Here is an 18,480-nt window from a genome sequence, read left to right as displayed (position 1 = left end):
AGAGGAGGCTCGTCCCGAGCGACCTGCGGTCAGGTCCGGGCGGTCCCGGTCAGCAATGCCACCCCGGTCTCCGGATCGACCCGTTTGGCCAGCGCCGCCGCGACCTCGGTGACGACCACCTCCAGGGTGGGCCACACCTCGCCACGGCGCAGGTGACCGCCGACCGTGCTGCCGTCCCGACGACCGAGTACGGCGTGCACGTGCAGCGCCGGCTCCCCGTCCACCTCGGCGATGTCGCCGACCAGGGAGAGGACCTCGACCTGTTCCGACACCGGGATGGGAACGTACTCCCGGGCCTCCCGGTCGAAGTAGCCGACCTCTGCGTCCTGGAAGCCGCCCACGGCGGTGACCTCCGCCGCGCGGATCCCCCGGCGCCGGGCCACCTCGTTCACGGCGGCGACCGCCTCCTCGCCCCGCTCCACCGCGATCACCACGACCCGTCGGCCGCTGTCGGCCAGTTCGACGTCCCGCATCCCGTCCTCCTCGCCTACTGCTCCACCCCCTCCTGCCCGCCGCCGCCCCCACCATGCCTGTCCGGGCCGAGGAAACCGCATCCCGCTCCGACCTGCGCCTTTCGGGGCCCGGGTTCCCGGATTCAGCACCGCCGCCGGGCCGGAACTGCCTAGGCTGGCGAGCGACAGGATGGCCATGCTTCTCGTCCGGTAAAGGGGCTGCCGTGACGAATGTTGTCCGGCGTCCCACCCCGGCCGACCCGACTCCGGGTCTCGCGGTCAGCGCCGACACTCCGAGTTCGGTCCAACGTACCCAGCCGCCCGAACTGGGCCCGGACGCCGTCGCGGTGGTGGAGGGCCGATCGTTCATGGTCAGCAACGCCACCGGAGACGTGCCGGTCGGCACGATCGGTGGCCTGGTGCACGACGACACCCGACTGCTCAGCCAGTGGGAGCTGACCCTCGGCGGTGCCTCGTTGCTCCTGCTCAGCTCCGGCACCATCGACGACGACTCGGCGGCCTTCTTCCTCACCAACGCGGACCTGCCACACGTTCCCACGAACAGTGTCGGGGTCCGCCGGCAGCGCTTCATCAGCGAGGCCATGCAGGAGCGCATCGAGCTGGAGTGCTTCGCGAACGAGGTGCAGTCGGTGCAGCTGCGCCTGCGGGTGGGTACCGACTTCGCGGACCTTTTCGAGATCAAGCAGTGCGTACGGGACCGCTCAACCAACATCACCCGCAACCACTCCACGGACGGCTCGGGCCTCACCTTCACCTACCGAAACGACGATTTCGAGGCCGTCACCGACATCAAGGCATCGCCTCCGGCGGACCGGGTGGAGGAGAACGACCTGATCTGGGACCTCCGGCTGGAGCCCGGACTCAAGTGGCGGGCCGAGCTGACCGTCGCACTGCCCCGCAGGCCCAACGAGATGCCATCGCTGCATCGCCAGTTCGGCAAGGGGTTCGACCTGGTCGGCCAGGATCCCACGGTGGCCTGGCACAGCGACTGCCCCATCCAGGCCGTCGAATCCGATCTGATCAACCGGGTGCTGGAGAAGTCCAAGTTGGACCTGGTCGCCCTCCGGATCGCGCAGCGGGTGGGCAACGAGACGATCGTGCTGCCGGCCGCCGGGCTGCCCTGGTTCCTCACCATCTTCGGCCGCGACTCGTTGCTGACCGCGTACCAGACGGTCTGCTTCGGACCGCGCCTGGCCCGCGGCACCATCCGGATGCTCGCCAACTACCAGGGCACGAAGCTGGACGACTTCCGGGACGAGGAGCCCGGCAAGATCCTCCACGAGATACGCAGCGGCGAGCTGACCCGGACCGGCGAGAAGCCGCACAACCCGTACTACGGCACCTCCGACGCGACCCAGCTGTGGCTGATCCTGCTCTCCGAGTACTGGCGCTGGACGCGCGACGACGACTTCGTCCGGCAGTACCGCGACAACGTGTACGCCGCGGTGCGCTGGATCGACCACTACGGTGACCTGGACAACGACGGATACGTCGAGTACGCCACCCGCTCCCCGCAGGGGCTCGGCAACCACTGCTGGCGGGACTCGGCCGACGGGATCGCCTACTCCGACGGCACGATCCCGGTGTTGCCGATCGCGACCTGCGAGGTCCAGGGCTATACCTACGACGCGAAGCTGCGGGTCGCCGAACTCGCCGACGGGCCGCTGGCGGATCCGGAACTCGCCGAGCGGCTGCGCGCCGAGGCAGACCGGCTCCAGCAGCGCTTCAACCAGGACTTCTGGATCGACAAGCGGGGCGGCTACTACGCCGTCGGCCTCGACGGCGACAAGCGCCCGATCGACTCGATGACCTCCAACATGGGGCAGCTGCTCTGGAGCGGGATCGTGCCGCCGGAACGCGCCAGGATCCTCGCCGACCAGTTGCTGTCCGATCACATGTTCTCCGGCTGGGGCGTCCGGACCACGTCCACCGGCGACATCTGCTACAATCCGATCGGCTATCACAGCGGCACGGTCTGGCCGCACGACAACTCGCTGATCGCGCACGGGTTGAGCCGGTACGGATTCCAGGCGGAAGCCACCCGGATCATCGTCGGGATGATGGAGGCCGCCGACTTCTCCGAACACCGGCTGCCCGAGGCGTTCGCCGGATACGACCGGTCGTACGGACGCAAGCCGGTGCCGTACCCGACCGCCTGTACGCCGCAGGCGTGGGCGAGCGCCGCACCGATGCTCTTCCTGCGGACCCTGCTCGGTCTGGACGCCCGGGACGGTCGGCTCGTCCTGAACCCCTGCCTGCCCCCGGAATTCGGCCGGGTCGGACTCCTCCACCTGCAGGCCTTCGGCCAGCGTTGGGACCTGGAGGCCAGCGGTACCCGGGGAGACGTATGGCTCTCGGACTGACCGGAACCCCCCGGGGGCACTCGTCGTACCCCGGGTCGTCGTCGCGTGATGAGGATGAAGTCCATGACAGGTTCGAAGGCCGTCGGCGCCCGACCCGGCTTGCTCAGTGACAAGGTCGCGTTCATCACCGGCGCGGGCCGGGGCATCGGCGCCACGGCGGCCCGGCTGTTCGCCCGGGAGGGCGCCGCGGTGGTGCTGGCCGCGCGGACGGAGTCCCAACTCGCCGACGTGGTCGACGAGATCCGGAGCGCCGGCGGTACGGCCGACTACGTGCTCACCGACCTCACCGACGCGGCCAGCATCCAGGCTGCCGTCGACACCGTCATCCGGCTGCACAACCGGATTGACGTGGCCTTCAACAACGCGGGTGTGTCGGTGCCGCACAGCCCGTTGGTGAGTGGGACGGAGCAGAACTTCGACCTGGTCACCACCGTCAACTACAAGGGTGTCTTCCTCTCCATGACCGCCGAGATCCGGGCCATCCGGGCGACCGCCGGAACCGGGGCGATCGTCAACAACAGCAGCGTCGGCAGTTTCCGGGGCTCGCCGGGACTGGGGCCGTACGCCGCGGCGAAGCGGGCGGTCAACAGCCTCACCGAGACGGCGGCGGTCGAGCACGGCCCGGAGGGCATCCGGGTGAACGCGATCGCGCCCGGCACCACGATGACCGGTGTGATCCGCACCTGGGCGGAGGAGGAGCCCGCCGCCGTCGACCGGCTCAACTCGCTCACCCCGCTACGCCGGGCCGCCGAACCGGACGAGATCGCCGAGGCTGCCGCCTGGCTGCTCAGCGACCGTGCCTCCTTCGTCACCGGCGTCTGCCTGCCGGTCGACGGTGGTCTACGCGCCTGACGAGAAGGGGGCTCAGCGCAGCTGCGGCAGCACCGAGAAGGGGGGCTCAGCGCGGCTGCGGCAGCACCGAGAAGGGGGGCTCAGCGCAGCTGCGGCAGCACCGAGTCGGTGAGCCGGCCGCGCGGACGGTAGACGACGCACATCACCATCCGGTCGCCGTCGGCCCAGGTCTGCTCGGTCGGCAGGATCGGATAGAAGTCCAGTCTGCCGCCGGACCGGTCCGGCCAGCGCCGTTCGAAGAAGTCCCCACAGCCCTGCCAGGCGAACGATGCCAGCTCCGGGCGTTGCCACGGCCCGTCGGCGGCACGCAGGAAGCCGTACGACTGGTTGTCCGCGCCCTCCTCGCAGGGCTCGTACCGGACGACCACCTCGGCCGCCTGCCGCGAGTACGCCGGATCGGCGAAGCACTCGCCGCCCTCGATGTTGAGGATTCCGCCCGTCTGCGCACTGATGAAGGTGTCGTCCTTGGCCTGCGGCGGCGAGACCGTCGGGTCGATCGCGGATATCGCCGCGAGGGTGCCGACGGTGGCGGCCACCGCCCAGCGGCGGGACGGCAGGTTCATCATGCTCCGAACTCTCGGCGGACGGCGACCGGCGTGGACGCGACGTCGGCATGCTAGGTCGGCCGGGGTGAACGAGCGGGCACCACCGGATGGCCGGCCGACCGCCACGCGGTGAAGGCTCGGCGGATGACCCGAGCGGGGCCAGCAGTTCACCTCCTGGTCAGTCAACCGCCGATCACTCTTTGATCATCTCTGGGTGAATGCGCTTGGCTCACCGGTCGGCCGACGACCGGGGGCACAGTTCACTATCACCTGAAAGGTGACTCTCGTTGAGTAACGTCAAGAGACCCTGGATCGTGGGTTCCCGGCGGGCGAAGCTGACGGCGATCGGTGCCGCGGCGATGCTCGTCGGTGGCTTCGCCTTGAGCCCGGTGGCGTTCGGTGACGCCGCGCCGGGCAAGTACCCCGCGGCCGAGATCCACCGGCCGTCGCCGATGCCGGACCGCATCATCCTGACCCCCACCACCACGCCGGCCACCTCGCAGCGGGTGACCTGGCGCGCCGAGGCCACCCCGGAGTGGGCCCAGGCGGAGATCCTCGAGGCCCCCGCCGCGCTCGGCGGCGTGGCGCCGCCCGAGGGCGCCGTCTCGGCGGTCAAGGCGAAGTCGACCACCTCGGTCAACACCTCCCTCGGGTACGCCTCGACCTACCACACCGCGGAGTTCGTCGGCCTCAAGCCCGGGACCCGCTACTCCTACCGGGTCGGCGACGGCACCAACTGGAGTGCCTGGACCGACTTCACCACGGCCACCGCCGACGCCGAGCCGTTCTCGTTCATCTACTACGGCGACGCCCAGAACTACATCGACTCCGCCGTGCCCCGGGTGTTCCGGCAGGCATTCGCGGACCGGCCGCAGGCCAAGATGATCGTCAACGCCGGTGACCTCATCGACTCGGCGAACAGCGAGGAGCAGTGGGGCCAGTGGTACCAGGCCGGCGGCTTCATCGACGGCCAGATCAACAACATCTCGATCCCCGGTAACCACGAGTACAGCGGCAGTTCGCTCTCCTCGTTCTGGGCACCGCAGTTCCCGTACCCGGACAACGGTCCGGCGGACTGGCCGGCGGAGCTGGACCGGACCGCGTACACGGTCGACTACCAGGGCGTCCGGTTCATCGGCCTGAACACCAACGTGCAGGGCATCCCCGACATCATGGCCGCGCAGACCGCGTGGCTGGAGGGCCTGCTGAAGAACAACCCGAACAAGTGGACGGTGGTGACCTTCCACCACCCGGTCTACTCGACCGCCGAGGGCCGGGACAACCCGCTGATCCGGGCGCAGTGGGGACCGCTGCTCGAGAAGTACGGTGTCGACCTGGTCCTCCAGGGCCACGACCACAGCTACGGCCGGGGTAGCGTCGGCACCTCCCGCAAGTCGCTCTCCGTGCACGACAGCACCGTCTACGCGGTGTCGGTGTCCGGCGGCAAGATGTACGAGGTCGACGGCTCGGTCTGGACCGACAACGGCGCGGACATCATGAGCAAGGCCGAGGACAAGCAGCTCTACCAGCTGATCGACGTCACCGGCGACAGCATCCGCTACGAGGCCCGCTACGCCAACGGCCAGCACCACGACGGCGTCGTCATCCGGAAGAACGCGGCCGGCGAGCGTACCGTCAACGAACTCCGTACCCCGGAGAACACCGTCGGCGAGCAGGCCAAGGTCAACAAGGCGATCGTCGAGGCCAAGGGCAAGGTCAAGGTCTCCGCGTACGGCTACGACCCGGGTGAGGAAGTCACCGTCTACCTGCGCGGCACCAAGGACGGCGCCGGCAAGAACGGCGTCTTCATCGGCTACAAGAAGGCCGACGAACTGGGCCGGCTCGAATACACCTTCGCGCTGCCACCTTCGGCGAAGAAGAACACCACCCACGTGGTGTACCTGACCAGCGAGAACCAGAAGATCACCAGTCCGGTCATCACCGTGACGAAGTAGTTCCCGCCGGGCGCGGAGCAGCCGCAGCCGTGGCTGGTCCGCGCCCGGTCCGTACCTCAGGAGACTTCCCCAGTGCCCCTCCGCATTCCGCCGCCGGTCGCGGCCCACGCTGCCCGCGCGGCCCGCGTCACCGCCACCGCCGCGCTGGCCGCCGTCGTGGTGGCCCTGGCGGCTCCGGCGACTCCGGCCGCCGCACATCCGTTCGGCCCACCGTCCACCGCGCGGATCAGCGTCGACGGCTCCGGGGTCGCGATCACCTGGCTCGCCGCCGAGGACGACTGGGTGGCCCTCGGCCAGTCCCTCGGCGCCTTCGAGAATCCGGCGTCCGGTGCGGTGGCGACCGAACTGACCGGGGAGCAGAAGCTCCAGCGGTCCACCCGGGTACACGACTACCTGCTGGAGCGGATCACGGTGCGGCAGGACGGCGCCCCGTGTCCCGGACGGCTCGCCACCCTGGACCGGCTGGTCAGCCAGGGCGCCCGACTCGACTTCGACTGCCCGGTCAACGTGGTCGATCTCGACGTCACCGTGGGCGCGCTGACCGACCTGAACGAGGCGTACCGGACCATGCTCACCAGCGAGACCCCGGCGACGCCGGGCCGGACTCTGTTCACCGCCGCCGAGACGACCCATCGGGTACGGTTCGCGCCGGGCGCGGGTGGCCTTTCCGGTACGACGCTTCGGACCCTGGCCGGCACCGGTACGGCCCTGGTCGCGGCCGTGGCAGTGCTGGTCGCGGTCCGGCGGCGTCGCCGCGGTCGGAGCCGGTCGTGAACGGCCTCGACAGCCGGCTGGTGTCGCTCTTCGACGGCCGAGCGGTCTTCTGGCTGGCCCTGCTGGTCGCGCTGGGGGTCGGGGCCGCCCATGCGGTGGCGCCCGGCCACGGCAAGGCCATCACCGCGGCCTACCTGCTCGGCACCCGGGGTCGGTACCGCGACGCGATCCGACTCGGAGTGATCGTGGCGGTGATGCACACCTTCTCGGTCCTGGTGCTGGCGCTCGCCTGGGTCGGACTCAGCGGTGCGGCGAGCCTCGGCACCCGGACGGTGACCGCGTGGATGCAGGTGGCGGCCGGGTTGCTCGTGATCGGTGTGGGTGCCCAGCTGACCTGGCGGCACCTGCGCGGCGGCCATCGACACCACCACGACCACGGACACAGCCACGACCACGGACACAGCCACGACCACGGTCCCGGCCCCGACGGCGGGCACGAGCATGAGCAGGGTCACGACCACGACCACGAGCACGGACACGGAGGCATCCGTGCGGGCGTACGCAAACACACCCACCAGGTCGCGGCGCCGACGGATCCGTGGTCCCGGCGCGGGCTGACCGTACTCGCGGTCTCCGGTGGCCTGTTGCCCTCGCCGTCCGCGTTCCTGGTGCTGGTCAGCGGTCTGCTGACCGGCCGGGCGGCCGACGCGTTGCTCCTCGTCCTCGCCTTCGGGGTCGGCATGGCGGCCACGCTCACCGCCGTCGGCCTGGTCACCATCCGCGGATTCGCGCTGCTGAGCGGCGGTACCCGACGCTGGCCGATCGCGGCGGTCGCCACGGCCTGGGCCCCGGTGATCGCCGGGGTGGCGGTCAGCCTCGGCGGCTGCCTCTATCTGGCCGCGGCGATCTCGGTGCTGTCCGGCTGACCGTCGGCCATGACGTCCAATGTTTTCCACGACAGGCACGGCGTCAGGCACCGAGCGGGATGCCGGAAGCACGGCCACGACCAGCGCCGCTGCCCTCGGCCGCGCTCGCGACGATCCGTCCTGGCGACCGTCCTTCGGCCATCGGGCAGCGATGACCTCGGATGTTTCCTATTGATTACCGTCGCCGTCTGTGGTTAATTCTCTAGCACGTCGGACAATTCTCTCGTAGGCATCGGTACCAGTACCGAGACGTCCGAACGCCACCGGGCACGGCACCTGGTGACCACCGCACACCGGCCTCAAGCGCGGCGGCGCGCGCCTTGCCTGGCTGCCCCTCTCCAGCTCAGGAAGAAGGAGCCCGCATGTCACCGTCCCCGCGCAGCATCCGTCTGCTCGCGACCCCACTGCTGTTACTCGGGCTGTTCGCCGCCACCATCGGTCCGGCGCCCGACCGGGCCAGCGCCGGAACCGGCTCGTCCGGCGCGCCGGCCACGAACGGCGCCACCGGGTCCGCTCCGGCCGTCGCGGCGGCCGAGCTGTCGAACAAGGTCCACCTGTTCTACTACTCCTGGTACGGCAACCCGGCCACCTCCGGCCAGTGGCGACACTGGCAGCAGGGCGGGCACACCCCGCCGGACGACATCGGCGCCGACCTCTACCCCTCGCTCGGCGCGTACGACTCGGGCGACTACGCCGGCGCCGTGGCCCAGCACATGGCCTGGGTACGACAGTCCGGCGCGGGCGTCATCGTCTACAGCTGGTGGGGTCAGGGCTCCTTCGAGGACAACCTCGCGGCCGGGGTACTCGACGCCGCCGCCCGGCAGGGCGTGAAGGTCGCCTGGCATCTGGAGCCCTACCAGGGGCGTACCGCCGCCTCGACCGTGGCCGACGTGAACTACATCAACCAGCGGTACGGCAGCAGTCCCGCCTTCTTCCGCGACCCGGAGCACGGCAACCGCCCGGCGTTCTACGTCTTCGAGAGCGTCCGGATCACCGACTGGTCGCCGATCGCGCCGTTGAAGGCGAACAACATCATCCTGGCGCAGACCACCAACACGTCGCTGGTCGGCGACTTCGGTGGCATCTACACCTATGACGGCATCGCCGGCGCCACGGCACCGGGCTGGCAGCAGGCCGCCGCGTACGCCAAGGCGAACGGGCTGGTCTGGGCCCCGTCCGTCGCCCCCGGGTACATCGACGACCGGGCGGTTGTCGGGAACACCACGCCGACCGTGGACCGGGCCAACGGTGCGATGTACGACCAGCAGTGGAACAACGCCCTCAACCCGGCCACCGGGGGTACGCCCAGTTGGGTCTCGGTCACCTCGTTCAACGAGTGGCACGAGGGGTCCAGCATCGAACCGGCCCGGGCCAACCCGCCGGCCGGGCACGGCTACCTGACCTACACCGGCGCCTACGGCCGTACCGGCGCCGCCGCCGAGACCGCGTACCTCGACCGGACCGCCTACTGGGTGAACCGGTTCGACCCGGGCACCGGCGTTCCGGAGGGCAACCTGGCGCTGAACCGCCCGGCGACCGCCAGTGGCCAGTGCGCCGTCGGCGAGGCGGCCGGCAAGGCAGTCAACGGCACCTGGTCCGGTGGGCTGTCCGACAAGTGGTGCGTGCTCGGCAACACCCGCTGGCTCCGCGTCGACCTCCAGTCGAACACCCAGGTCGGCCGGTTCGTGCTGCGGCACTCGGGTGCGGGTGGGGAGAACCCGGCCTGGAACACCCGGGACTTCGACCTGCAGACCAGTATCGACGGGACGACCTGGACGACGGTCGCGGCCGTACGCGGCAACACCGCCGACGTCAGCACCCATCCCGTCGCCCCGGTCACCGCCCGGTACGTCCGGCTGAACGTGCTGGCGCCGGCCAGCGACGGCAACACCGCGACCCGGGTGTACGAGTTGGAGGTCTACCGCGCCTGACCGGTAACGGTACCGGCGCGGTCCGCCGGGACGACCCCGCGCCGCCGTGTCGGCGGAAACGGCGGCGCGGGGAGCCCGGCATCGCAGTTAACATTGGATGTATCCCCCTCGTCAACACCATCGTCGATCGAACGCTGTGGGCCGCAACGACGGAGCAGCGTTGCCAAATGGTGATCCGAGGTGGTCCCCACGGGCCTTGCTGCGCACCCGATGGCTCTGGTAAACATCCGATGTATAAGGTTTCCCCGACGCAAAGGACCGACCCGGTGCGCCACAGCGGCAGCGCGATACAACCGATCCTCGACCTGGCGGTCCCGATTCGCCGGCTCGTGCCGGATCCCCGCGTACCGGGGTGGCGGCAGCGGGGGGTCGTGGCATGAGCAGCCGTTTCATCGCCGTCGACACCTACGACATCCGGTTCCCCACCTCCCGTGAACTCGACGGCTCGGACGCGATGAATCCCGACCCGGACTACTCGGCGGCGTACCTGGTGCTCCGGACCGACTCACCGGACGGTCAGGAGGGGCACGGCTTCGCCTTCACCATCGGCCGGGGCAACGAGGTGCAGTCGGCGGCGATCGACGCGCTGCGGCCGTACCTGCTCGGCCGGCTGGTCAAGGACGTCCTGGACGACCTCGGCGGGATGTGGCGGGAGCTGGTGCACGACTCGCAGCTGCGCTGGCTCGGCCCGGAGAAGGGGGTCATGCACATGGCCATCTCCGCCGTCGTCAACGCGTTGTGGGATCTGAAGGCCAAGCGGGCCGGACTTCCGCTGTGGCAGCTGCTCGCCTCGATGCCGCCGGAGGATCTGGTGGCCCTGGTCGACTTCCGGTACCTGACCGACGCGCTCACCCCGGACGAGGCCCTGGCGATCCTGCGCTCCCGCGCCGAGGGCCGGGAGGAACGGGTCGCGCGCCTGCTGGCCGAGGGCTACCCCGGTTACACGACCTCGCCGGGCTGGTTGGGCTACGACGACGACAAGCTGCGCCGGCTCTGCCGGGAGGCGGTGGCCGACGGCTTCCGACAGATCAAGCTCAAGGTCGGCGGCAACCTCGACGACGACATCCGGCGACTGCGGATCGCCCGCGAGACGTGCGGTCCCGACATCCGGATCGCGGTCGACGCCAACCAACGCTGGGACGTCGACCCGGCGGTGGAGTGGATCACCGCCCTGGCCCCGTTCGATCCGTGGTGGGTCGAGGAGCCGACCAGCCCGGACGACGTACTCGGGCACGCGGCGATCGCCCGGCGGATCGCGCCGGTCCGGGTCGCCACCGGCGAGCACGTGCAGAACCGGGTGGTGTTCAAGCAGCTGCTCCAACTCGACGCGGTGTCGTTCGTGCAGATCGACGCGGCCCGGGTCGCCGGGGTCAACGAGAACATCGCGATCATGCTGCTGGCCGCCAAGTTCGGCGTACCGGTCTGCCCGCACGCCGGTGGGGTCGGGCTCTGCGAGCTGGTCCAGCACCTGGCGATGTTCGACTACGTGGCCGTCTCAGGCTCCATCGAGGACCGGGTCATCGAGTACGTCGACCACCTGCACGAGCACTTCACCGATCCGGTACGGATCCGCGACGGCAATTACCTCGCTCCCACCGCCCCCGGGTTCAGTTCCACCATGCGCCGGGCCAGCCTGGTCAACTACTCGTTCCCCGACGGTCCGGTGTGGCGCGACGCCACGCCGTGACCCCCGCACGACCACCCGACTCCCCCGTTCCACCCGGTAACGCACCACCCCCCACCTGAACCGTTCACAGTGAGGATCAGCATGGAACTCACCAGACGCGCCACCCTCGGTGCGGCGATCGTCGCCGCTCTCGTCGCCACCACCGCCGCCTGCAACTCCGCCGAGTCCCCGTCGGGCGGCGAGGGCAGTTCCGCCAACTCACAGATCGCGGTCGACCTGCCCCGGGCCGACTCCGACTTCTGGAACTCCTACGCGAAGTACATTCCGCAGTTCGCGCAGGAGCAGGGCATCAACCTGATGACCCCGACCAACTCGCAGAACGACATCGCCAAGCTCGTCGCCAACGCGCAGGCGCTGAGCAGCCAGGGTGCGAAGGCCATCGTGATGGCGCCGCAGGACACCGGGGCGATCGCCACCACCCTCGCCCAGCTGGGGCAGAAGAAGATCCCGGTGGTCTCGGTGGACACCCGCCCCGACAAGGGCAAGGTGTTCATGGTGGTCCGGGCGGACAACCGGGCGTACGGGCAGAAGGCGTGCGAGTTCCTCGGCGAGAAGCTCGGCGGCAAGGGCAAGGTCGTCGAGTTCCAGGGCTCGCTCTCCTCGGTCAACGGCCGGGACCGCTCGGAGGCGTTCGCCGAGTGCATGAAGTCGAAGTTCCCCGGCATCACGGTGTTCGAGGAGCCGACCGAGTGGGAGGGCGCCAAGGCGTCGGCCGCGTTGCAGACCCGGTTGGCCCAGCACCCGGACATCAAGGGGATCTACATGCAGGCGGGTGGGGTGTTCCTGGCCCCGACCCTGCAACTGCTGCGCTCCCGTAACCTGCTGGTGCCGGCGGCCGACCCCAAGCACGTCTTCATCGTCTCCAACGACGGCATCCCGCAGGAGTTCGAGGCGATCCGCAAGGGCGAGATCGACGCCACCGTCTCCCAGCCGGCCGACCTGTACGCGAAGTACGCGCTGTTCTACGCGAAGGCGGCGGTCGACGGCAAGACCTTCCAGCCCGGCCCGACCGACCACGGCAGCAACATCGTCGACGTCGGCAACGGGATCCTGGAGGACCAGCTGCCGGCCCCGCTCGTCACCGCCGCCAACGTCGATGACAAGACGTTGTGGGGCAACCAGATCGGCGGATGATGAGCATCGACTCGATCGCCGTGCCCGGGGCACCCGCCCCGGGCACGGCGCCCGGTACGACGGTCGAGGCGACCGCCGTCACCAAGCGGTTCGGCGCCACCACGGCGCTCGCCGACGCCGGCATCTCGATCGCCGCCGGCAGCACGCACGCACTCGTCGGGCGGAACGGGGCCGGCAAGTCCACCCTGGTGTCGATCCTGACCGGGCTGCACCGCCCGGACAGCGGCACGGTCCGGTTCGACGGCGAACCCGCCCCCGCGTTGGCCGACCGGGACGCCTGGCGCCGCCGGGTGGCCTGCGTCTACCAGCGCTCGACCATCATCCCCACCCTGACGGTGGCGGAGAACCTGTTCCTCAACCGCCAGGCCGGGCGGGGGCCGATCGGCTGGGCCCGGCTGCGTCGGCGGGCCGGCGAGTTGCTCGACGACTACGGCGTGGCGGTGGATCCCGGCGCGCCGGCCGGTGAGCTGAACGTGGAACAGCGGCAACTCGTGGAGATCGCCCGAGCGCTCTCCCTGGGCAGCCGGTTCATCATCCTCGACGAGCCGACCGCCCGGCTCGACGCCACCGCCATCGACCGGTTGTTCACCCGGCTGCGCGCGCTCGCGGCGTCCGGGGTGACGCTGCTGTTCATCTCGCACCACCTGCACGAGGTCTACGAGGTGTGCGACACGGTGACCGTGCTCCGGGACGCCCGGTGGATCCTCACCCGGCCGGTCGCCGAGGTCGGGCACGCCGCCCTGGTCGAGGCGATGACCGGCGAGGCGGTCGGGCTGACCGAGTGGCCGGCCCGGCCTCCGGTCACCGCCGAGACGCCGGTCGCGCTGCGGACCACCGGACTCCGGCTGGCCGACGCCTACACGGACGTCGATCTGGAGGTACGGGCCGGGGAAATCGTCGGAGTGACCGGTTCGGGCAGCAGCGGCAAGGTGTCGCTGGCGGAGACGCTCAGTGGGCTGCGCCGGCCCGACGGTGGCGAGATCCGGGTCGGCGCGAAACCGGTGTCGCCGGGCAGCGTGCCGGCGGCGCTGGCCGCCGGGATCGGCTTCGTGCCGCAGGACCGGCACCGGGAGGGCCTGGTGCCGCTGCTCTCGGTGGAGGAGAACGCCACGTTGCCCATCGCCGACCGGTTCGGTCCGGCCGGGGCGATCGTGCCGAAGCGGCGGACCGCCGTCGCCGAGGAGATGATCGCGCGGTACGACATCAAGACGTCCAGCCCGTACGCCCCGGTGAACAGCCTCTCCGGCGGCAACGCCCAGAAGGTGGTGCTGGCCCGGGCGCTGTCCACCGGTCCCCGGGTACTGGTGCTGATCGGCCCGACCGCCGGGGTGGACGTACGGTCCAAGGAGTCGCTGCTCGGCGCGGTCCGGGCGGCGGCCGACGACGGCACCGCGGTGCTGCTCGTCTCGGACGAACTCGACGACCTACGCGCCTGTGACCGGGTGCTGGTGATGTTCCACGGGCGGGTCACCGCCGAACTGGGACGGGACTGGGAGGACGCCGAGGTGGTAGCCGCGGTGGAGGGAGTGGCCGCCGAGCGGATCGGGGCCACGCGGGATTCGGCCACCGACGGTATCGGGGCCCCGGAAGGAGCCGGAAAATGACCGGAACGAGCACCGCCAGCCCGGCCGGCGTGGCGAAGACGCCGTTACCGCCGGGTGGGCCGTTCCGGCCCCGGCTGCGGTTGGCCGGGCTGCGTGACCTGGCGCTGGTGCCGGCGATCCTGGTGCTGGTGGTGGTCGGCGCGCTGGTCGACCCGGTGTTCCTCAGCACCGCCAACATCATCAACGTGCTCCAGCAGCAGACCGAGCTGTCGTTGCTGGTGCTGGCCGAGGCCATCATCCTGATCGGCGGAAAGTTCGACCTGTCGCTGGAGTCGACCGTGGGGCTGGCCCCGGCGCTCGCGGTCGCGCTGGTGATCCCGGCGGCCAGCAACGGGCTCGGCACCGACTGGCCGACGACGCTGGCGATCCCGATCTGCCTGCTCATCGGCCTCGCCATCGGCGCGTTCAACGGGATGTTGATCCTGCGTCTCGGGCTCTCGGCGTTCATCGTCACGCTCGGCATGCTGATCGTGCTGCGGGGCGTACAGATCGGCATCACCGGTGGGCAGAACCTCTTCGAGCTGCCGCCGTCGGTGCTCTACCTGGGCAACGCGCTCTGGTTCGGGCTGCCCGCGTCGATCTGGTTGTGCGCGGCACTCTTCGCGGTGGCGATCGTCGTACTCGGGTTCTTCCGGCACGGCCGGTCGATCTACGCGATCGGTGGGAACGCCGACGCGGCCCGGGCCGCCGGCATCCGGACCGACCGGGTCGTCTGGATCGTCTTCATGGTCGCCGGGGTGCTCGCCGCACTCGCCGGGCTGCTGATGACCGGCCGGCTCGGCTCGGTCGCCGCCGCCCAGGGCCAGGGCATGATCTTCACGGTCTTCGCCGCGGCGGTGATCGGTGGGGTGAGCATGGACGGCGGCAAGGGAACGCTGTTCGGCGCGCTCTGCGGGGTGGTCGTGCTCGGCCTGATCAACAACATCCTGACCCTGGCCGGCGTCTCCGCGCAGTGGATCCAGGCGATCTACGGCGTGATCATCCTGGTCGCCCTGATGCTCGCCCGGATCACCACCGGCAAGGCACAGGATTGACCCTCGGCGACTCCTCGGCGCGGCCCGGGTACCGGCGGACACGGCCGGTACCCGGGTCGTCCGGCGTCTCGGCGACACGGCCGGCACCCGGGTCGTTCGGCCCCGGGGCGGACACCCCGGTCGGGGCCACCGGTCCGGACCGGGACCGACGGCGGACAATGAACCCCTGCGGAGGTGGACATGGCATTGACTGACGAGGCCATCGACAAGATCAAAGGGATGATCACGTCGGGTGAGCTGGGTCCCGGCGACCGGCTGCCCAAGGAGGCCGACCTCGCCGAACGGCTGGGGCTGTCCCGCAACTCGCTGCGGGAGGCCGTCAAGGCGCTGTCCATCATCCGGGTGCTGGACGTACGGCAGGGCGACGGCACGTACGTCACCAGCCTCGAACCGCCACTGCTGCTCGACGCGCTCAGTTTCGTGGTCGACTTCCACCGCGACGACACCGTGCTCCAGTTCCTGGAGGTACGCCGGATCCTCGAACCGGCCGCGACCGCGCTCGCCGCGCAGCGGATGCCGGAGGAGGGGATCGTGAAACTCCAGGCGACGCTCGACGGCCTCGGCAGCAGCCCGAGCATCGAGGCACTGGTCAGCAACGATCTGGATTTCCATCGACAGATCGCGGCGGGCGCCGGCAACACGGTGCTCTGTTCGCTGATCGACGGCCTCTCCGGGCCGACCACCCGGGCCCGGATCTGGCGCGGCCTGACCCAGCAGGGCGCGGTCACCAAGACCCGTGAGCAGCACCAGTCCATTGTCGACGCGATCGTCGCCCGGGAGCCCGAGCTGGCCCGGTCCTGGGCGACCGTGCACGTCGCCGGGGTGGAGGACTGGCTCCGGCGCGCGCTCTGAGCCCGGCCGCCGAGCGAACATTGGATGTTTCTTGCCCCCAGGCCGATGACATGGGCTTGTCGGGCGGTAGAACGCGTTGAGGCGGCACAATAGATAGGATGTCTAAAGATCCAAATGTATTGACGCCTTCGGTCCGGCGTGGCAAAGTGCGGTCAAGCGGTGGGCGCGGGCAGGCGTCCACCGAAGGCTTTGGAAGGTGCGTCGGCGCGCTCCTCTCCTTACCGGTCCGTCCCCCGGAGGAGTAGATCGTGCGAATGCTGACCCGCGCCGTGCTGGCCGTGGCCATGACCGTGGTGGCAACCGTCGCGGTGCCCCCGAGCACAGTCGTGGCGGCGCCGGACGCCGCCTCGGCCGCGCCACCGCCGAACGCCGTCTCGGCCGCGCCACTCTCCAGGATCCTGGTCTTCTCCAAGACCGCCGGATTCCGGCACTCGGCCATCCCGACCGGGATCGCGGCGATCCGGCAGCTCGGCACCGCCAACGGGTTCACCGTGGACGCCACCGAGGACGCCAGCGCGTTCACCAGCGCGAATCTCGCCCGGTACCAGGCGGTGGTCTGGCTCTCGACCACCGGCGACGTACTCGACGACGCGCAGCAGGCGGCGTTCCAGGCGTACGTCGGGGCCGGCGGGGGCTACGTCGGCGTACACGCGGCGGCGGACACCGAGTACGGCTGGTCCTGGTACGGCGGACTGGTCGGGGCATGGTTCGACTCGCATCCGGCCACCCAGTCGGCCACGATCCGGGTCGAGGACCGGGGCAACGCCTCCACCGCACACCTGCCGCCGACCTGGACCCGGACCGACGAGTGGTACAACTACCGGACCAACCCGCGTGGTGCGGTGAAGGTGCTGGCCAGCCTGGACGAGTCGTCATACAGCGGCGGGAACATGGGCGACCACCCGATCACCTGGTGCCAGAACTACGCCGGTGGCCGGTCCTGGTACACCGGACTCGGGCACACCGAGCAGACGTACGCCGATCCGAACTTCACCCGGATGCTGCTCGGCGGAATCCGGATCGCCGCCGGGGCCACCGCCGCCGACTGCCGGACCGAGTCCGGCTACGCCGCACTGTTCGACGGCTCCCAGGCCAGCCTGGACCAGTGGCGGCAGGCCGGACCCGGCGGGTTCACCCTGGCCGACGGGACGCTCAGCTCGGTCGGCGGGATGGGCCTGCTCTGGTATCCGGTCCGCACCTTCGGCAACTACTCGCTCAAGCTCGACTGGATGATGCCCGGCGACGACAACGGCGGGGTGTTCATCGGGTTCCCCGATCCGCAGGGCGACCCGTGGCGGCCGGTCGACACCGGCCACGAGATCCAGATCGACGCAACCGACGCCGACCCGTCCCGGACCACCGGCAGCGTCTACAGCTTCAAGGCACCGGACGCCGCGCTCCGCGACGCCGCGCTGAACCCGCCGGGCGCGTGGAACAGCTACGAGATCGCGGTGACCGGGCAGCGGGTCGAAATCTGGCTCAACGGCGTGAAGATCAACGAGTACGTCAGTGGCCGGGCCATCGCCGACGGCTACCTCGGGGTGCAGAACGACGGCGCCGGGCTCGACATCAACTACCGGAACATCCGGATCCGGGCGGCCGGCAACCCGGGTCCCGTCGACCGGGCCCGGAACCGACCGGTCACCGCGTCCAGCACCGAGCCGGACAGCACCCACCTGCCGGCCAACGCCGTCGACGGCAACTCCGGCACCCGTTGGGGAAGCGCGCACGCCGATCCGCAGTGGCTCGCCGTCGACCTCGGCACGACGTACGCGGTGAACCGGGTCCGGCTGAGCTGGGAGGCGGCGTACGCGCGGGCGTACCAGATCCAGACCTCGACCGACGGCAGCACCTGGACCACCGTGCACAACACCACCACCGGCGACGGCGGCACCGACGACATCACCCTCACCGGCACCGGCCGCCACCTGCGGATGTACGCCACCACGCGCGCCACCACCTGGGGTTACTCGCTGTGGGACCTGAACGTCTACGGCGACCCGGCCGGTACCGGCGGCACGCTGCTGTCCCGGGGTCGGCCGGTCAGCGCGTCCAGTGTGGAGGGCGGCAGCGCACACGTCGCCGCGAACGCCGTCGACGGCAACGGCGGAACCCGCTGGGGCAGCCTGTACGCCGATCCACAGTGGATCACCGTCGACCTGGGCGCGGTCCGGACCGTCGACCGGGTACGGCTGAGCTGGGAGGCGGCGTACGCGCGGGCGTACCAGATCCAGACCTCGACCGACGGCAGCACCTGGACCACCGTGCACAACACCACCACCGGCGACGGCGGCACCGACGACATCACCCTCACCGGCACCGGCCGCTACCTGCGGATGTACGCCACCGCGCGCGCCACCACCTGGGGCTGCTCGCTCTGGGAGTTCGACGTCTACGGCAGCTGATCCCG

14 protein-coding genes are annotated in these 18,480 nt (G+C 70.4%); 12 read left to right on the top strand and 2 right to left on the bottom strand.

Going from position 1 to position 18,480, the window contains the following annotated elements:
* Positions 1-29: 29 nt before the first annotated feature.
* On the bottom strand, positions 30-473 hold the full coding sequence (locus H4W31_RS27915) for a PPC domain-containing DNA-binding protein (RefSeq protein ID WP_192769355.1): 444 nt from the start codon (positions 471-473) through the stop codon (positions 30-32).
* Between the two features lie 203 nt (positions 474-676).
* On the opposite strand from H4W31_RS27915, the gene H4W31_RS27910 reads away from it, so the two are divergent.
* Positions 677-2,836: an amylo-alpha-1,6-glucosidase gene (locus tag H4W31_RS27910; RefSeq protein ID WP_318783439.1), complete on the top strand. Its 2,160-nt coding sequence runs from the start codon at positions 677-679 to the stop codon at positions 2,834-2,836.
* A gap of 63 nt (positions 2,837-2,899) precedes the next feature.
* Entirely contained in the window at positions 2,900-3,688 is a 789-nt protein-coding gene (locus tag H4W31_RS27905; RefSeq protein WP_225945720.1) for an SDR family NAD(P)-dependent oxidoreductase, read from the top strand.
* A gap of 80 nt (positions 3,689-3,768) precedes the next feature.
* Here H4W31_RS27905 and H4W31_RS27900 read toward each other — a convergent pair whose 3' ends face one another.
* Positions 3,769-4,254 (bottom strand): hypothetical protein, encoded by a 486-nt coding sequence (locus tag H4W31_RS27900; protein ID WP_192769352.1) that lies wholly within the window; start codon positions 4,252-4,254, stop codon positions 3,769-3,771.
* Between the two features lie 266 nt (positions 4,255-4,520).
* On the opposite strand from H4W31_RS27900, the gene H4W31_RS27895 reads away from it, so the two are divergent.
* From H4W31_RS27895 to H4W31_RS27850, 10 genes are all read left to right on the top strand, one after another.
* Positions 4,521-6,188 (top strand): purple acid phosphatase family protein, encoded by a 1,668-nt coding sequence (locus H4W31_RS27895; RefSeq protein ID WP_192769351.1) that lies wholly within the window; start codon positions 4,521-4,523, stop codon positions 6,186-6,188.
* Positions 6,189-6,260: 72 nt separating this feature from the next.
* Positions 6,261-6,962, top strand: coding sequence for a hypothetical protein (locus H4W31_RS27890; protein WP_192769350.1), 702 nt, complete (start codon positions 6,261-6,263; stop codon positions 6,960-6,962).
* Entirely contained in the window at positions 6,959-7,828 is an 870-nt protein-coding gene (locus tag H4W31_RS27885) for a nickel/cobalt transporter (protein ID WP_192769349.1), read from the top strand. Before H4W31_RS27890 ends, H4W31_RS27885 begins: the two co-directional genes overlap by 4 nt.
* A 362-nt stretch (positions 7,829-8,190) precedes the next feature.
* Positions 8,191-9,759 (top strand): discoidin domain-containing protein, encoded by a 1,569-nt coding sequence (locus H4W31_RS27880; protein ID WP_192769348.1) that lies wholly within the window; start codon positions 8,191-8,193, stop codon positions 9,757-9,759.
* A gap of 376 nt (positions 9,760-10,135) precedes the next feature.
* Positions 10,136-11,446, top strand: coding sequence for an L-fuconate dehydratase (locus H4W31_RS27875; RefSeq protein ID WP_192769347.1), 1,311 nt, complete (start codon positions 10,136-10,138; stop codon positions 11,444-11,446).
* An 81-nt stretch (positions 11,447-11,527) separates the two neighbouring features.
* A complete protein-coding gene (locus H4W31_RS27870; RefSeq protein WP_192769346.1) occupies positions 11,528-12,580 on the top strand; it encodes a sugar ABC transporter substrate-binding protein in 1,053 nt (350 codons plus the stop codon).
* The gene (locus tag H4W31_RS27865; protein ID WP_225945719.1) at positions 12,577-14,184 is read left to right on the top strand and encodes a sugar ABC transporter ATP-binding protein; all 1,608 of its coding nucleotides are present in this window, start codon (positions 12,577-12,579) and stop codon (positions 14,182-14,184) included. Before H4W31_RS27870 ends, H4W31_RS27865 begins: the two co-directional genes overlap by 4 nt.
* Positions 14,181-15,218: an ABC transporter permease gene (locus H4W31_RS27860; RefSeq protein WP_192769345.1), complete on the top strand. Its 1,038-nt coding sequence runs from the start codon at positions 14,181-14,183 to the stop codon at positions 15,216-15,218. Before H4W31_RS27865 ends, H4W31_RS27860 begins: the two co-directional genes overlap by 4 nt.
* A gap of 180 nt (positions 15,219-15,398) precedes the next feature.
* Entirely contained in the window at positions 15,399-16,070 is a 672-nt protein-coding gene (locus H4W31_RS27855; protein WP_192769344.1) for a FadR/GntR family transcriptional regulator, read from the top strand.
* 254 nt (positions 16,071-16,324) lie between these two features.
* Positions 16,325-18,475 (top strand): ThuA domain-containing protein, encoded by a 2,151-nt coding sequence (locus H4W31_RS27850; protein ID WP_225947174.1) that lies wholly within the window; start codon positions 16,325-16,327, stop codon positions 18,473-18,475.
* Positions 18,476-18,480: the final 5 nt, after the last annotated feature.

The sequence above is a fragment of the Plantactinospora soyae genome (assembly GCF_014874095.1).
GTDB classification, from domain to species: Bacteria; Actinomycetota; Actinomycetes; order Mycobacteriales; family Micromonosporaceae; genus Plantactinospora; species Plantactinospora soyae.
Note: the sequence above shows the minus strand (reverse complement) of the source record. Positions and strands in the feature narration are given on the sequence as shown.

Coding starts and splice junctions, on each gene's coding strand:
- H4W31_RS27915 (WP_192769355.1), bottom strand. CDS start 473: ATGCGGGACGTCGAACTGGCCGACAGCGGCCGACGGGTCGTGGTGATC.
- H4W31_RS27905 (WP_225945720.1), top strand. CDS start 2,900: ATGACAGGTTCGAAGGCCGTCGGCGCCCGACCCGGCTTGCTCAGTGAC.
- H4W31_RS27900 (WP_192769352.1), bottom strand. CDS start 4,254: ATGATGAACCTGCCGTCCCGCCGCTGGGCGGTGGCCGCCACCGTCGGC.
- H4W31_RS27880 (WP_192769348.1), top strand. CDS start 8,191: ATGTCACCGTCCCCGCGCAGCATCCGTCTGCTCGCGACCCCACTGCTG.
- H4W31_RS27875 (WP_192769347.1), top strand. CDS start 10,136: ATGAGCAGCCGTTTCATCGCCGTCGACACCTACGACATCCGGTTCCCC.
- H4W31_RS27870 (WP_192769346.1), top strand. CDS start 11,528: ATGGAACTCACCAGACGCGCCACCCTCGGTGCGGCGATCGTCGCCGCT.
- H4W31_RS27865 (WP_225945719.1), top strand. CDS start 12,577: ATGATGAGCATCGACTCGATCGCCGTGCCCGGGGCACCCGCCCCGGGC.
- H4W31_RS27860 (WP_192769345.1), top strand. CDS start 14,181: ATGACCGGAACGAGCACCGCCAGCCCGGCCGGCGTGGCGAAGACGCCG.
- H4W31_RS27855 (WP_192769344.1), top strand. CDS start 15,399: ATGGCATTGACTGACGAGGCCATCGACAAGATCAAAGGGATGATCACG.
- H4W31_RS27850 (WP_225947174.1), top strand. CDS start 16,325: ATGCTGACCCGCGCCGTGCTGGCCGTGGCCATGACCGTGGTGGCAACC.